Source organism: Chitinophaga sp. (assembly GCF_035538455.1).
GTDB lineage: Bacteria > Bacteroidota > Bacteroidia > Chitinophagales > Chitinophagaceae > Chitinophaga.
This window is the reverse complement of sequence record NZ_DATLKJ010000002.1, coordinates 1-17,652: the sequence shown is the minus strand read 5'-3', so window position 1 is coordinate 17,652 and position 17,652 is coordinate 1. Positions and strand designations below refer to the sequence as shown.

Sequence of the window (17,652 nt, the reverse complement as noted above, 5' to 3'; positions counted from 1 at the left end):
GGAGATGCTGGTGTATATCTTTCTGTATCACCATAAAATAGATCAGGGCTATCTATACCGCTAGCCAGTTTTTGCAGTTTTTCCAGCAGTTCGGCTGAATTATCGGCAATAAATCCAACTCTGACTGACATTACATCTCTGCCTATCTGTAATGTGTAGGCTATATCCGGTAAAACTTCATCGGTATAACTACGTTCTTTAACCGCCCTGAGCAATTGGTCCGCCTGGTTTTTGACCTGCTGCCTGCTCTTTGCAGATAAAATAAACGCCAACGGCTTTGCTGGTGATCTTCTGCTCCGGATTACCGTGGGAACGTATTCTTCCAGCACCAGGTGAGCATTGACACCACCAAAACCGAATGAACTGATACCTGCTCTTCTTGGCAACTCATTACCAGTTACATCTTTCAGGGCTTTCCATGCACTTGTTTGTTGTACTATATAAAACGGACTACCCTGTAATTCTATAAAAGGATTTACTTGTGCAGCATGCAGACTTTTAACCAGCATCTTATTTTGCATCTGCAACAGCACTTTAATAACACCTCCTATACCGGATGCCCACTCCAGATGCCCAATATTCGATTTTACGGAACCAACACCACAATGACGCATTACGTCATCTGCTATCCGATGATCAGTGTATAGCTCTTTGAAGGCAGCTATCAATGCATTCATCTCAACCGGGTCGCCCAGCTTAGTACCGGTACCATGCGCTTCAATGTAACTGATTGTACGGGGATCTATACCTGCCTGCCGGTATGCCGATATGAGCAACGCTGTCTGCCCCTTTGCGTTGGGAGCCGTAAGCGAGTGCGTATGGCCACCATGGTTTACAGCGGAAGAACGGATAACGCCGTAAATATGGTCTCCATCACGCTCGGCATCATCCAACCTTTTGAGCATAATCAAACCTATCCCTTCACTTCTCACATACCCATTTGCATCTGCAGAAAATGCCCTGCAACGTCCATCTTCGCTCAGCATACCGCCTTTATGAAGACTCAGTGACGTTTCTGGTCTTTGCAATGCGTTTATTCCTCCGGCAATCGCTACATTACAACCTCCGTTACGGAGTAATTCAACGGCTTTATGAATAGCAACCAGAGAACTGGAACAAGCCGTTTCCACCGGTTCGCTAGGACCGTGAAGATTGAAGAAATGACTGATGCGGTTGGGGCCTATACAAAGGAAAGTACCGGTGGTCGAAAAACTCAATACCTTGGCATCGGACAGCGCCAGCAACTGATTATGCTCGTGAGAACCCATACCTATAAAAAGGGCTGTGGATGTATCGGATAGCTGCCTGGGAGCATATCCCGCATCCTCAATAACTTTCCAAACATACATCATCAATAATCGTTGCTGAGGGTCCATATAGGTTGCTTCACGGGGAGAGATATTAAAAAACATCGGGTCAAAATCCCATAAACCATCTATATAGCCTCCCCAGCGCAAGGGTGAATTCGCAGATGATCCGGCATATGCATGCCAATCCCATCTTTCTTGTGGCGTCTCAGAAATACAGTCTCTTTCCGAAACCATATTTTCCCAGAACATGTCAATATTATCCGCCATGGGGAAACGGCCAGCCATCCCGATTACCGCAACAGGCACATTTACCGGTTGCCGGGGACTTTCCATTATTCCTTCCGCCATACCAGATTTAAATGATTGGGGAACATCTTCCAACGACTGTGTTGAAAGGCCGGCATTTTCCAAAATCTTAGATGGCGCCGCAGGTTGCAGTTCTGACGATATGAAACGGGAATCTGTTTTCTTCCCCAGGCTATCCGGGTAATTATGCTGCAGATATGTGGCAATTTTTCTTATGTCAGTGTACCTGAAGAATAAAGTAGGAGTCACGCTTATATTATATTCTTCCTCGACATAACTGGCTAATTCAGTATAAGTAAGAGAATCGAATCCATATTCCGACAAATCTGTATCGGGAGACAGACTGTCTATGCTCATTCCAAGCAAAGAGGCAACCAGTTCCATTATTTTTTTTATCATTCCATCCTGCCTCTCATTGCTGGAAACAGACAACGGTAAATCAATTATAGAACTTTCTGATGGAGCAATATGCAGATAGTTTGACAACAGGTAATCTGCCAGTTCCCTGAAAGTATTACACTCATAAAGTAACGGGGGGCCAATTCTTAGATTAAAAACTTCATTGAGCTTTTCTGTGTACGCTGTGTAGAGAATTGAGTCAAAACCAAATTCATCAAATGGGGTATCATCCGTAAGAAGCGTAAATGCTACCTTCAGTAAATCGGCAGCATACAGCTTAAGAGAAATGGTCAGATTTTCTACATCAACGGCCAATCTGTCTTTTCTGTTTCCCCCATGCTCAGCAGATGAATGTACACAGTCAGTACCCAGCAATTTTTTTTTGATTTCAGTTGCGTCACCGTCCAGCACTGCAACCTGATGAGCTGCTGCTCCGAGTACCTTATACAATGAACTGATACCGGCATGTGTATCCATGGACGTAATGCCGTATCGCTGACGCATCAGCCTAACTGAGGCCCTGTCGGGCTGCATACCACCCGAGGCCCATAGCGGCCAGTTTACAGATAGCGTGTGCCCCGCACGTAGTCCCTTATTCACCAGGATATTGCGATAATCTGAATACGCATCCATAAAAGCATTTGCCATGGCATAATCTGCCTGCCCCACGTTTCCGAATGCGCCGGCAAAAGAGGAAAAGAGAATAAAGAAATCCAGATCAAAACCGATACTTTCCTGATCCAGGACAGTAAGCCCGTTTACTTTCGGAGCCAGTATATCTTTCAGCTCTTCCGTACTTTTCTTTATAATATAGTTATCTCGTATCACGCCAGCACAATGCAGAATACCGTCGAGTTTTCCGTAAGTCTCCTTTATATCTGTCATCAATGCAGCAACGGCAGCAGCATCGCAGACATCTGCCTGTCTGTATTCAATATGTGCATACTCACGCTGCCCGGAGAAGCTATCAGGTGCAGAACGGCCTGTCAATATCAGATTGGCCGAAGGTTGCCGTGTGAGTATTTCCCTGGCGAATACCTGCCCCAAACCACCGGTACCACCGGTGATCAGATAAACGCCATCTGCTTTCCAAGGTATCTTTTGCAATGGTAAGCTCGTAGTTATCTCTTCCCAGCCTCTGATCATCCTTTTCGTTCCTTCATAACGGATATGTTGGTTAATGGGAGTATTCCAGTTTTTTTTCAAACATTCAATCACACCTGAAAGAGAATCTTCGGTAACATCAATGAGCTGCCAATGAAAAAAAACATGCTCTGCAGCGGCCGTCATTAGTAGTCCCGAAAGCCCGGACAGAACAGCGTGTAAATCAGGGGATATAACTACCTGTATCCTTATCTTTTCTCCAGCACATTCTGTCAGTATATCCTTTGCTGTAACAAACAGCATTTCTGCATAAAAAGTAAATATCTTGTCGATAACTGAAGCCTTTGTAAACAACGAAGTACAAGTAACATCGTTTAACGCTTCCTCCACAAATGAACCGTGATCACGTTCCCATCCGCACAATACCACCCTATGATGGTCATATACAAACGGTAACTCCTGTTTCTCTTGATATTGCTTCCAGTCGGGGCGGAGTATCAGTGTTGATACCTGATCTCTTTCCTTCTGCAATGGCCGGAAAGCCACTCCTTTCATCTGTATGCATACCTGGCCATCCATATCACATATGTCTATATCTGCCCTGTATACATCTTTCTTATCACTGGTATATTTGCTGTGACTGACTATCGCCCACATGTCAGTCGTACATGGTTTATATATATTGAGGCTATCCAGCGTAAAGGGTACCAATACCTGTGTTTTGTCCGCGTCTTTATGAAACATCAGGAATGCTGCCTGTAACGCAGCATCCAGAATGGCGGGATGCAAGACATAAGTATCCCGTGTTGCGTTTAATACAACCGGTAGTTTTATTCTCCCTGTTACAGCACCCTGCCTTTCAAAAATCTCCTCTAACGCCTGATGCCCCGGTCCATACTCAAGACCAGCGTCAGAGAGCAGCCGATAGCATGCTGCGCGCTTCACCGAAACGCCTTTCTGCAGCAAAGAACTGTCATAAGAATCCGGAACAGCTATATGATGAATACAGACGGTACCCGTTCCATGAACTACTGCCTGACCGGCTTCGCTGTTACTGTACACTTTATAAGTAAGTGCATCAGCCCTCAATGATGAAACATCAATATATAGAGTAGCGGATACACTGTTCATTCTGAATGGCTGACGCCATACAACATTTTCAATACAGATACTGGCGCTGCTTTTTGTGTTCAATACCTTTTCAGCTGCGGCCCGGGCCATTTCAAGATACGCAACACCCGGTAATATTTTTCTTCCGAAAACTACATGATCCTTCAGGAAAAACTCCTCTCCGCTGAAGGTTGACGTAAACCGTCCCGGCTGGGTAGTAACCTGCTGCAACAAAGGATTAGTATTATGCTCTTTAGGGAGTTCGCGTACCGGAGGAGTTGTCGTTATCCAGTAAACGGATTTCTCAAACGGATACGTTGGCAGGCCGCTACAATGTCTACGCCTCATGGCATACAGTACATTTTTGTCCCATTGACTTCCCTTATTATATTCATCAGCCAGCCTATTGAGTAACCGGATATACTCTTCCTGTGTAATATACTCTTCAGGCTCCAGGACCCGCATCAGATCTGCTGTAATAAATTCCCCATGTATTTTGGCCACAGCGGTTGGTTCCGGCATATCCTGCAACAGGAGTGTCATCAGCTTTTTTTTCACTTCCGTAATACCGTCTGCCACAAAGGCTATGCGTATATTGAAATGTTCTCTCCCCGCCAGTAATGCCGCACTTAGTTCGGCGATACTGGCAGATGGATGATTCTCCAGCCAGGCTATCAGTTCTTCGATTTTCCGTTTAAGTGCAGAACGTGTTTTAGCAGACAGGCAGATAACCTGTTCCTGAAATTTTTCGGTCAAAGGACAATGTACGAGTGGAGGTTCTTCCAGTATTACATGTGTATTCGTTCCTCCAAATCCGAAGGAGCTGACGCCGGCACGACGCGGAGTTTCTTCACCTGCAATATTCCGGCGGGATTTCCATTCCTGCAGATCCTGTACAATGTAAAATGGGCTGCGGTCTATAGCAATCCGGGGATTGAGCGTTTTATAGTTTATTTGTCCCGGCAACTGCCGGTACTTCATTGCCATCAGCACCTTTATCACCCCGGCTATACCAGCAGCTGATTCCAAATGACCAATATTGGCTTTCACTGAACCCATACCACAAAACTGCCCGGTGGGCATCGTTTCCCTGAAATAATCAAATGCTTTGCACAAACCTTCAAATTCAATCGGGTCTCCTTTTGGTGTACCGGTACCATGCGCTTCGATATAACTTATAGTGTCCGGTGTTGTGCCTGCCATTTTCATAGCAGTTATAATCACGTCTGCCTGTGCGTCAGGGTTGGGATAAGTAAGTGTTCGCACCTTTCCACTATGATTGGCTGCGCTTCCCTTAACAATTCCGTAGATGTGATCGCCATCTGCCATTGCTTTCTTTAATGGTTTCAACAGAATAAGCCCTGCGCCTTCGCCGCGTAAGTAACCATCTGCTGCCTCATCAAACACCCTGCATGTACCCGTCGGAGATAACATGCCGGTTTTTGAGAAAGAGATATGCCGTGTAGGTGTTAACAGAAGACTGATACCTCCCGCAAGCGCCATCTCACATTCACCGGTATTCAGCGCCTGCGCGGCAAGATGAATGGCATGTAACGAACTGGCGCAGGCGGTATCTATGGGAAGGCTAGGCCCCGTCAGGTTAAAGTAATAGGAAATACGATTAGGAATGGCCGCGATGGCCGTTCCCGTGGAATGATGCGCTTCCACTACATAGGCAGGATCTCGTTCCTGGAGCTCTTTGTAATCATAATTAAAAACACCCGTATATACACCCACTTTATTCCCTGACACACAAGACGGGGGGATCCCGGCATCTTCAAAACAGGCCCAGGCAAGTTCCAGCATAATACGCTGCTGCGGATCCATCGACTCCGCTTCCCTGCCGGAAATATTAAAAAAATCAGCATCAAAAGACGATACATTATTGATAAAACTTCCCCACCTGCATACTCCCATTTCATCAGGAAAACTACTATTCTCTTTATACTCATTCCACACCCATCTGGAGGAAGGAATTTCCTGGATAGCAAAAAAACCATGTTTAAGTTGATCCCAGTACTTTTCGCAATTATCTGCGCCCGGGAAACGGCAGGCCATGCCAATAACAGCAATATCTTTATCCATACAACCTATTTTTTGATAGTAACAACAGATCGAAGTCAGGAGGATCTGATACAACGACGATTAAGTGCGCTGGTAGTATTTCTGATTATTATGAAATGGGAAATTCAATGCAAGATTTCCAATTAAGGATAGTCAATAACGCACTCAAAAGTGCTGCATGATAATGCTTAAAATGGAATAGTTCTTTTCCGGCAAAGGTTTTTAGTAAAAAAGGTGCATGTGGGGTGATTGAAAACAAATTACAGGATTTGATACTAATCTGTAGAAATGCTGATGACCTGCTTCAGATCATCAGGATATAGCTTCGCTAAAGCCCACTTCCATAGCGGTTTTAAACAGCATCAACATCTTTAAATGACTAAGGCAAAAATATATAAACTCATAGAAAAAGTACTGCAGAGATCTAAGATTAACAAAAAAAAATAGCAACTGCAATACCATCTGTTTAAAACATTACCTTCACTCACTGCATACGGTCTGTTAGCAATCAACGACGTAGGAATCTAACTAATCTGTTATTGTAAATGCTGCCTGCGGCACTACCTCTCTGATGTTCTCAGTCTCATCAATTTCTTCCCCTTCACAAAAAAATTCTTCTCTGAGAAAATCATTTCTTGAACGGACTTCATTCACCAATTGTATAATAACCGGCTTAAAATGGTGATCCATAATAAACATATATATGTCTGCTTTATGTGGCTCCTCATGAACAGTGGCTTTTAAAGTACGTGCCACCAGCACACCTGCTTCATTCAGCAGTTCACACCTGATGTTTAATAAGTACGTTCTCATATTTATTTATACTTGACGTTAAAAAATATTTATGCAGAGAATATAAGTAAGGAGTAATAACCTAATCAACTCACTAATCTCGTATTTACGGTGCAGCGTGCATACCGCCGTAATATATCATGGTATACAGATATAAAAATTCAACACCAACAAAATAAGAATCTGAAATAAAATGAAGGGGAAAAATCAACGAAAAGCTTCGCTTCAACATCCACACAGGATGGACTATGCAAACAATAAAAGCAAGTTACAAAAAAATCTTCCAAAAACACTCACGATTCGACGTTACTATGATGCTGCAATAACGCATCGGTTGCAGAGCATCACGAACATAACAGTATTAATTGATTACTTTAGGATTTCGGACGCTTCACAAATTATATTTTGTTGTTCTATAAAAATTGGTTTCAGATGGAGTACTGACTGCTATTATTGCCTGACTGTTAACCTGAATAACCTAAAGCGAACTTAGAGAATGGTCACTAACATAAATTTTCAGCCGACTGGCATGTCACTGCCACCGTTAACGCATCAACGTATCCAGGAATTAAAACAAACTCCAAAGGCCAGCTCATTATGCAGGAAGCATTTGCTGCCTTTCCCGGTTTGATCAGGTTCCTTACCGACGTCTTACAGGAAAAACTCAACCACTTTGAACGGGTCCGCACCGGCCAGACAGGCTACACTGATGGCCTGACCGCGACGCACTGATAGATGACTATCAGTTCCTGGAGTTTGCTCAATATGTTATGTTTATGAAATGGAGAGAAGGAGGCAAATGACAGGTTACCATTTATCTCCCTGATTCACAGGTAACCCTATAAAACCAAAAAGGGGACTCTTTGCGTCCCCCTTTGTTCATTTTCAGCTCTTTCCTTTTATCAGTTTCAGCACATATTCCATTTGTGTATCGCGGTTCTGTATAAAGTCGTCAAAGGACGGCCACACGGTATGATCGGGTATAATGCCTCTGCCTTCCGGTTGATCCGGCTTTACGGGTGCATCCTGTATCACGTATACGATGGAGAACTTTGTTTTTATCTTCGAATGAGGAAGCTCATATATCAGCGCCATATGTCCGTTGTGACCGTAGTATCCTCCCACCGTCTCTACGCCGACAGTTGTCACGTTACGGGCATAAGCCTTCACAAGTGAGGCCAGGTGCGATGCAGCGGAAGCTACATCTTCGTCAATAAGTAAATACAGCTTTCCTTTGAAGCCCGGGCTTTTAGGATGATAGACAGGATTGTGCCTGGCATCCTGCATACTTCTGCCATGCTCAAATACCGGGAAGTAATCTTTCAGCATCAGCTTTCCTTCTGCCTTGGCGGCTGAGTCCATTCTTGCAGCAGTAGATACGCCCCAGAAATACTCCTCATATGGGATACCATTGCCAAAAATGTTATAGGCTGTTGTGTTCTCCCGGAAACTGGAATCAGTCAGGTACATCATCGGCTGCTCAAAGGTAGGATCGCTGCCGCCGGGATTACCACGGATATCGAGGATGAGGTTGGGTACGTTGTTATTCGCCAGGACCTTGAACACGCTGTCGATGAAAGATACGTATACGGCAAACCTGGGGTCATTGGCATCGTCGGCCATCGTGAATATCCGCAGACTCAGGAGGCCGGTGGAAGGGTTTACCATGCTGAAGCTGTACTTTGGCTGCACCTTGTAATCGATGACGCTGTCCACCGGTGCGCTGTGACGTAATACCAGGCTGGCATTCCGTTCATCCAGTGATACCGCAGGCACGGTTACGGTTTGCGGCCGGGTAGCGCCTGGCGCTGTAAACCGGATCGCAAAGCTGTCTTTGATGCCGTACTCATACAGGTAACGCAGCCCGAAGCTCCTGTTTACACTGCCTGCCTGCTTCTGTGTTACGGTGAAGCCATCAGCAGTCATATATTTATAAAAGGATTGCATCAGTTGCTTATCAGGCACGCCATTGATGCTCAGTACCCGCGCCCCTACCGGAATCTTGTCTGTTTTACTATTGAAGATCATCTTGCCGTCAATGTATTTGAGGGCAAACGGAAAGAAGCCACGCTGCCTATTGAAGTAACCTACCAGGTCAGCCTGTGGTTCCGTATAGTTATGGCAGCTACCTTCAAAATCGGTCAGCTGCAGCATGATCTTATAAAAGTCCAGCGTAGACATAGGCTTGCGCGCTTCTGTGAAGGCCCATTTGTAGATGCTGTCGATCTGCTTTTCTGTGCGATAGCGGTACAGTCCTGAGTTGGCCTTTTTACGAATATCAAGGAACAGCTGCAGATCCTGTTTCATCTCATCAGGGCGGAGTTGCCGGTTATAAATGGACATGCTGTCGGCAGGTTGTTTCGGTGGCCGGGCCACATTGGTTGATGACTGTGCCCAGCATTGGTGTGTGATCAGTAATAAAACTAATATTCTTTTCATGCCCCTAATCTACTAAAACCGGCAGAATATTGCTAGTATATACCTCCCATCAGTATAGTAAACCAGGAGTAAAGGTGGACTTGATGTGGTTATGTACTGAAGAGGAGCTGTTGCATAGCATGCACATTGGTATTCAGCTTTTAGCTGTCAGCTGGAAGTAAAACAAAATAAAGTGTTACCTAAAGATAACATTATTGGCAAAACGTACCAGCGCCCCAAATACCCACGCGACAGTAAACTAATCCAGTTTGGTTATCTTAAGGTCTGTGAAATGGCCAAGCGTACCTGGTCCAATCCAAAGGGCAACGCTTCCGTGCAGATCTTTACCCTGTTTCAGGTCATTCACAATTAAAGCAGGTTGTTCCGCGCCATTGACATAAAACTTTGCTGTTTCGTCCTTAACTTCTATTTTAACCCTGGTCCATTGAGCAGGTACCATATCAGCATATGCTTCGTATTTTCCCGGTGTTTCCTGGCGTAATCTCTCCCACGGATAGCCAGGCAACGACACGTACTGAGTGGAATGATTCCTGCGTACCTGGTCACTAACCCTACCATTTGTGGGACGAATATAAAACAACTCCATTTGGGAGGTATCGGCCGCCACCCGAAAGGCAATACCTACAAATCCACGTGCATCTTCTCCGGCATTCGCTTCTGGTTGTCCGGAAATCGTCGCTTCAATAACTCCATTGTGGAAACTGGTATTTTTCAGTACTGCAAATGTCTTTTCATTAGCAGCTGGTTGGGGCATTTGTAATACCAGCGCTGTTTTACCTTTGTAAGCAGCTTGTGTCACAGTTACCTGACAGGGAACCACCTTTGCAGGAGTCAGGGAGATTTTCTGCGCTTTAGACGATGGCAGCATGAATATACCCAGTCCCAGGCTGATTAATAAAGATTTCTTCATGATAGTTATCTAAAATGATTTTAATGAACAATCAGCTTTTATTTTTAACTGAGCAACAAGTTAATTATTTCTTAGTGTAATTGAGTATTGGGTGAGGAATACACCTGGAAAGCGGTTATAAAAAAAGCCGGAGGCAATTGTAATGCCTCCGGCCGTTTTTATGAATAATCAGCTTTAATACCAGATCAGGATTTTCCTGATAACAAGGCATCAATCTGTGCTGCCGGTGTTTTTACAATGGCATGCAACAGCTGTACGAAATCTTCCCTCATACGTTCAATGGTATCCTGATGAAAAAGGGCAGTGCGATATGCTATACTTCCGGCCAGGCCGTGTGCGGTCTCCATCATTGATAAGGTAAGATCCAGCGCAGTCATATCCTGGGCAAGGCGCTCCGCTGACACCTGTATGTTTTCTATATCAATAGCCGGTGTTTCAGCGATATTCTGCAAAGAAAACATTACCTGGAATAAAGGATGACGATGTTGTTCCTGTGTTACCGCTACATCGGCGATATACCCGAAGGGTACTTCCTGGTGTTCATAGGCATCGAGCGTAGTTTGTTTTACCTGGAGTAAGAGTGACTCAAAAGACTGACCACCGGCGAGATGACTGCGCAACGGCAATTGATTGGCGAAAAAGCCGATCAGTCCTTCCACCTCTTGCCTTGTCCTGCCCTCAATAGAACTACCTACGCAAATATCTGTCTGTCCGCTAATGTGATACAACAATACTTTAAATGCGGCCTGCAATGTCATAAACAATGTTGTACCCTGTTGCCGGGATAATGCATGCAATGCGTCACTTAGTTCACGGTCAATATAAAACCGCTCTATGTTGCAATCCCAGCTTTGCACTACCGGTCTTTCATTGTCAGGTGGCAATGTCAATACATTTACGCCGGCCAATTGTTTTTCCCAATAATTCAGCTGAGTAGCCAACAGTGAGCCCGTCATGTATCTGCGCTGCCAGATGGCATAATCTGCATATTGCACATTCAATGAAGGCAGGTTACCAGGCAGGTTTGTTGTGTAAGCGATATAGAGATTCGCTAACTCCTGCATCATAATTCCCAAAGACCATGCGTCGGCCGCTATATGATGCAATGTTACCACCAGCATATATTCGTTTTCGCCACAAATGATCAGGTGCGCACGCAGGGTATGATCCTGCGACAAATTAAAAGGTGTATAGACGAGTTTATGGATATATGCAGTGCGTGCTGCTTCATCTTCCCGGTATTGCGGATCATCTGTGACTGCCAGCGACCACAGTCCTTTATCCATTACTACCTGATGCAGGTCTTGTCCGTTTGTGCCTATATCACAACGGATGACCGTACGTAATACCTCATGACGGTTTATAACATGCTGAAATGCTTTTTCAAGCATCTCCCTGTTTACTTCACCCTTCATCTTCCACAATATTGGAATATGATATTGTATGCTGCCGGCCTGCTGATCAATATGCCAGAGGTATTCCTGATTAAAGGAAAGCGGAATACTACCGGAGCGGTCGTATACTTCAACAGGCATGCCTGCAAGGCTGCTTGTTTCGTTTTCCATATAAGCAGCAAAATCAGCAACGGTAGCATACCGGAATACCGCCTGTATAGCTAATTCCCTGTTTACTTTTTTGCGTAGTGCAGCTATTAAACGCATGGCGAGCAGTGAATGCCCTCCCAACTCAAAGAAATTATCGTATATCCCTACACGTTGTACCTGCAACAGTTCCTGCCAAACGGAAACCAGCACCGTTTCCTGTTCATTGCGTGGAGCGACATATAAATTTGACGACAATGCAGCCATATCCGGGTCCGGGAGCATTTTCTTATCGATCTTGCCATTGGCAGACAACGGAAGCTGTTCCAGTTCCATCAGTAACGAGGGAACCATATACTCCGGCAGTTTGCCTTTCAGAAAAGAAATAATCTCTTCTTTCCTGAAATTCTTATGTGGTACCACATATCCCACAAGTCTTTTATTCCCATTTTCATCCATTCTGGCAGTAACGGCAGCCTGGCTTACAAATGCACATTGCTGCAATACCCGCTCTACTTCTCCCAACTCAATCCGGTAACCTCTTATTTTCACCTGCCCATCCATACGGCCAATCAGCTCCACATTCCCATCTGCCAGCCACCTGGCCTGGTCTCCGGTCCGGTACATTTTTCCGCCATCAGCTATAAACCCATCTGCCATAAACTTCTCCTTACTCAGCAGCTCATTATTGATATACCCCCTGCCTACTCCGGCGCCACCAATATACAGTTCGCCGGCTACGCCTACCGGAACACTACGTTTGTATTCATCCAGTATGTAATACCGTACATTATGCATCGGGCGGCCTATGGGCACTACCTGGTAGTGGTCAGCTGCTCCTTCAAAGAAAGAAGCATCAATAGCTGTTTCTGTTACGCCGTAACTGTTGATGATGCGTATCCATTTGCTGTAATGCCCGTATAAATAATGATAATCCGCTTTTTTACAGATGTCAGAGCCTACTATCAAAAGCCGCATAAAGGAAAGATCGAGGCCTTCATCTGTAACATATTTCAACAGATGCATAATCAATGCTGGTGTAGACTCCAGTGTATCTACACGATATTGCCTCATCATGTTGTACAAATAAATCACATCCAGCTTTTTCTCTTCTCTGATCAACAACAGTTGACCACCGTTAAGTAATGCCCGGCAGTATTCTGCTGTAAACACATCAAAGGAAACGGAAGCCAGTGACAACACTACGGGGGGCTGCTTATCAAAGCCAAACTGATAACGCCAGCTGTAACTGACATTCAATATATTCCGGTGTTCTATCATCGCCCCTTTAGGAGTGCCTGTAGAGCCGGAAGTATAAATCACATAAGCGAGGTTGCCAGGCTGTAATGCTATTTCCGGGTTGCTTATTGCGCATGCCGCTATCTCATGTGCCAGCTTATCTGTATTAATGACGTTTACCGTAGCATAAGTTTGTAAAGCAGTGGGGCAGGCATTGTTACATAGCAGCACTCCGGCTTTACAATCTGTCAGCATGAAAGATAAACGATCCACAGGCAAAACGGGATCTAACGGTACATATGCTCCACCGGCCTTTAATACACCCAGTATACCTATTATCGCCGCAGGAGTCCGGTCTGTGCAAACAGGTACGAGTGTTTCTTCTTTCACACCTTGACTCCTCAGAAAATGAGCCAGCTGATTAGCTTTTTCATTTAATTGCCCGTAGGTGAATACCTGCTCTTCATATAACAGCGCTGTCCGGTCAGGTGTGAGTACTACCTGTTCTTCAAACAGCGATATAATTGTTTCTGCACTATCCTGTGCATGTACCGTTTCTGTATTATTAAACGTTGCTATCAGCAGCTGTTCTTCAACCTTATCCAACATCTCCAATTCGCCCAACCGGGTTGCCGGCGCCTTTACGATAGCACGTAGCAGCTGTTCGAAATGGCCGGTCATCCTGATAATGGTATCTTCGGAAAACAGGTCGGTACAATATTCCACCTTTGCCGTTAGTCCATACTTGCTTTCCTCCATTGAAAAACTGAGATCAAACTGGGTAGTTGTCTGTTTCATTTTCTCTGAAACTAATTGCAGATCTCCTAAATGGAGGTCCGGCGCACCAGGCGTATTCTGTAAGGCAAACAGCACCTGGAACAATGGACTGCGGCTCATATCACGCTCTTTTGCTACCACTTCCACTATCTTCTCAAAAGGCACTTCCTGGTGTTCATAGGCGCCTAACGTTGTTTCTTTTACTTGCTGTAACAATCCTGTGAAGTCAATGGTATTATCAAGATGGCTGCGCAACGCCATTGTATTGATGAAGAAGCCTATCAGGCTCTCCGTTTCCTGGCTGGTTCTTCCTGCAATGGGGCTACCTACGCAAATGTCTTCCTGCCCGCTGTAGCGGAACAACAGTACTTTGAATGCGGCCAACAGGGTCATAAACAACGTGCAGTTATGTTCCAGCGACAATGCCCGTAACTGGCCGGACAACTCTTCATCCAGTTTGAATACAAGACTGGCTCCTGCCGCACTTTGAATAGCGGGGCGCGGGTAATCAGTTGGCAATTGTAATACTGCCACGCCAGACAACCGGGTTTTCCAGTAATCCAATTGCGTTTCCAACAATCTCCCTGACAGGTATTTCCGTTGCCATATGGCATAATCTGCATATTGTACATTCAATACAGGCAGGTTAGCGGGGCGACCGGTTTCATATGCATCATAAAACTCTATGAGCTCCCTGATAATTATTCCTGTAGACCAGCCATCTGAAGCGATATGGTGCAGGGTTACCACCAATACATGCTCTTCTTCTCCAAGTACAATCAGGTGTACTCGCAGCATATAATCTTCAGATAAATTAAACGGTTGGTGAACGAGCGTTTTCACATAGGCCGGTAATACCGCTTCATTGCAGGAAGGATCATCGATCACATGCAGCGCCCACTGATTGGTATCCTGTACTACCTGATAAGCATTTCCTTCCTCATCTTCCCGTATCACGGTACGTAATACTTCGTGCCTGTTCACGATACTTTGCAGCGCATGGGCCAGCGCCGGCCTGTTCATCTTCCCTTTTAACCTCAGCGCTGCCGGGATATGATATTGTACACTACCCGTCAGCTGATCAATAAACCACAAGCGTTCCTGGCTATATGAGAGTGGAATACGCGCCGCCCGCTCCCCGGCTTCGATGACCGGCAACAATAAGCCTGTATGCTGTTGCTGCAGGTACCTGGCAAGTCTGGCGATGGTGGGATAAAGGAAAAAGTCCTTTACCTTTAACTCCACTTCCATCATTTTCCGGATTGCAGACACGACACGGGTAGCCAATAATGAGTGCCCTCCCAGCTCAAAAAAGTCATCATAGATACCAACACGCGCCACACCCAATACACTTTGCCAGATATCAACCAGTTGCCGTTCTGTTTCTGTTACAGGTTCATGGTAGTTGATCAGGCTCTTGCTCTGCATATCTTCCCGTGTACTTAAAAACTTCCGGTCTATTTTTCCATTATTGGTTAAAGGGAGTTGCAGCAATGCTATCAGATCAGCTGGTACCATATAGTCAGGTAACCGCTGTTGCAGGCTTCTTCTGATGTCCTGTGCCAGTGATTCGGTAATATCTGCATATAACGGGATATTGGCGAGAGTAAGATGCCTGGTGTCCGTTGCATTGTTATAAACCGGTGCGATGAAACCATCTGAGGGTTCTTTCTCCAGCAGCAGGTTTATTTTTAACGGATCAGCATCCAGTAAAAAGCTACATGTATATCCCTTTGCACGGGCCAATGCCAGCCACTCATTCACCACTGCCGTATACTGCACCGGCTGCTCTACGTAAGTTAAAAGATCTCCGACAGTATGTACAGCAGGATCTTTCCATCCTTTTTCCAATAGTATTTCTTTCCACAACCGTGGGTCCGGCACATCTTTCAGGGCGATAACCGGTGCATCGTTATTCAACTGGTCCAAGATGTCCTGCCCTTCCTTTATGTCTTCCCAGTGCTGCCACCGCGGCGTTATCACTTCTTTTTCAATGCCCACATAAATGATTACCGTATAGCGGTATAAGCTCAATTCATTTACATAATCTCCTTTTTGCTTTTGTATATCCACGTAGGTGATCTGCGGATAAATTGTTTGCAGGTGATAAAAATATTCCGGCGATAAACACAGCTCTTCTTCTTTTAACATCTCCTGCTCTACCCCCCAGACAAACTCCCGGATACCGGCTTTGGGTTGGAATTTACCGATGCTTAAACGTGTTTTAAATAACCTTAACAACCGGTTGTCTCTTATGTCTCCCAATACAATACGCCCCCGGCCTTTTAAGGAGGAAATAGCTTTATCCAGCACATCTGACAAATACTTTTCTCCCGGGAAATATTGTACAACTGAATTCACAATAACCAGGTCTATTACTTCATCAGCATCCAGGCTAAGCTGGTGCGCTGCGCCTACTTTCAGTGCGGTAACCGGATATTCCCGTTCTGCCATGCTGATGCGATGGCGGATAGCACCTACTGAAACAGAAGAGAAATCTATACCTACATATTTTTCTATGTGTCCGACCAACTGATAATAGATCAATCCTGCGCCGCAGCCTATTTCCAGCACATTGGCCGGCCGCCCTGACAGTATTACGGCTACGATGTCATGCAACCATTCGCGCATTTCCTCAACAGGAATTGCCTTACCCGTGAAACTATCATTCCAGCCCGTAAGGTTGAATTCCGCTTCTGTTTCGCCTGCTTCCTCCGTTTTGGTGTATTCTGTTTCCCATAGTTCATGCCAGTTCTCTTCCTGCTGATTATACAACGATACTTCCTTTTGCTTTACAGCCTGCATCTCCGGCACATAATAACTCACCAGTCTTTTCTGGTTATTGTCATCAGTCCTGACCAATACTACGGCCTGGCTGACTGGTTCACTTTGCTGTAACAAATGTTCTATTTCTCCCAGCTCTATTCTGTAACCACGAACCTTTACCTGGTGATCTATCCTGCCCAGGCATTCAATGTTACCGTCAGGCAACCATCTGCCCAGGTCTCCCGTCCGGTAGAGCTTTCCACCATTCTCACCGAATGGATTGTCCACAAATTTCTCTGCTGTTAATGCAGGCAGATTCAGATATCCACGACCTACTCCTACACCCGACACACAGATTTCTCCCGTTATGCCTACCGGGCATAATTGCAAGTTGCTGTCCAATACATACACCTGTAGGTTTTGTACCGGCTTACCCACCGGTATATTTGCCCGGTCAGGGCTTTCATACAGAAAATAATGACAGATATCGTCTGAGGCTTCTGTAGGGCCATAGGCGTTGACTACCGGAATCCTGCCAAAGTCGGGGTGAGAAAACCAACGTGACAGTAACGGCTGACTAACCGCTTCGCCCGTTACCAACAGGTATTTCAGTTGGCTAAGCGGGACATTCGTTTCTTCCTGCAACAAAGTAGACAGGTAAGAAGGCACCAATTCCAGTATGGTAACACCATCTGCTTCTATCAATCCAATCAGATAGCCCGGATCATAGATAAGATCTTCCCGGTAAATAACACAGCTGCCGCCACACAATAACGAGGCAAACATCTGCCAGACAGATATATCAAAAGTGTAAGAAGCAGTAAATGCCAGCACCGTATCCTGGTCTATATCCAGGTCGTTTATCTTCGCATATAAATGGTTCAGCATGCCGCCA

General features: G+C 45.3%; 5 protein-coding genes. All 5 read right to left on the bottom strand.

Annotated features, from left to right (window positions below; genetic code table 11):
• On the bottom strand, positions 1 to 6,314 hold a 6,314-nt coding region (locus tag VM802_RS00060), incomplete at its 3' end, for an SDR family NAD(P)-dependent oxidoreductase (protein ID WP_325526650.1).
• A 507-nt stretch (positions 6,315 to 6,821) separates the two neighbouring features.
• Positions 6,822 to 7,106: a DUF5952 family protein gene (locus VM802_RS00055; RefSeq protein ID WP_325526649.1), complete on the bottom strand. Its 285-nt coding sequence runs from the start codon at positions 7,104 to 7,106 to the stop codon at positions 6,822 to 6,824.
• 864 nt (positions 7,107 to 7,970) lie between these two features.
• Positions 7,971 to 9,524 (bottom strand): S41 family peptidase, encoded by a 1,554-nt coding sequence (locus tag VM802_RS00050; RefSeq protein ID WP_325526648.1) that lies wholly within the window; start codon positions 9,522 to 9,524, stop codon positions 7,971 to 7,973.
• A gap of 238 nt (positions 9,525 to 9,762) precedes the next feature.
• Complete coding sequence (locus VM802_RS00045; protein WP_325526647.1) at positions 9,763 to 10,434, bottom strand: hypothetical protein; 672 nt, start codon at positions 10,432 to 10,434, stop codon at positions 9,763 to 9,765.
• A 185-nt stretch (positions 10,435 to 10,619) separates the two neighbouring features.
• Positions 10,620 to 17,645 (bottom strand): non-ribosomal peptide synthetase, encoded by a 7,026-nt coding sequence (locus VM802_RS00040; protein ID WP_325526646.1) that lies wholly within the window; start codon positions 17,643 to 17,645, stop codon positions 10,620 to 10,622.
• Positions 17,646 to 17,652: the final 7 nt, after the last annotated feature.

Bases quoted from the DNA above. Each gene is read 5' to 3' on its own strand.
- VM802_RS00050 (WP_325526648.1), bottom strand. From the start codon at position 9,524: ATGAAAAGAATATTAGTTTTATTACTGATCACACACCAATGCTGGGCA.
- VM802_RS00040 (WP_325526646.1), bottom strand. From the start codon at position 17,645: ATGCTGAACCATTTATATGCGAAGATAAACGACCTGGATATAGACCAG.
- VM802_RS00045 (WP_325526647.1), bottom strand. From the start codon at position 10,434: ATGAAGAAATCTTTATTAATCAGCCTGGGACTGGGTATATTCATGCTG.
- VM802_RS00055 (WP_325526649.1), bottom strand. From the start codon at position 7,106: ATGAGAACGTACTTATTAAACATCAGGTGTGAACTGCTGAATGAAGCA.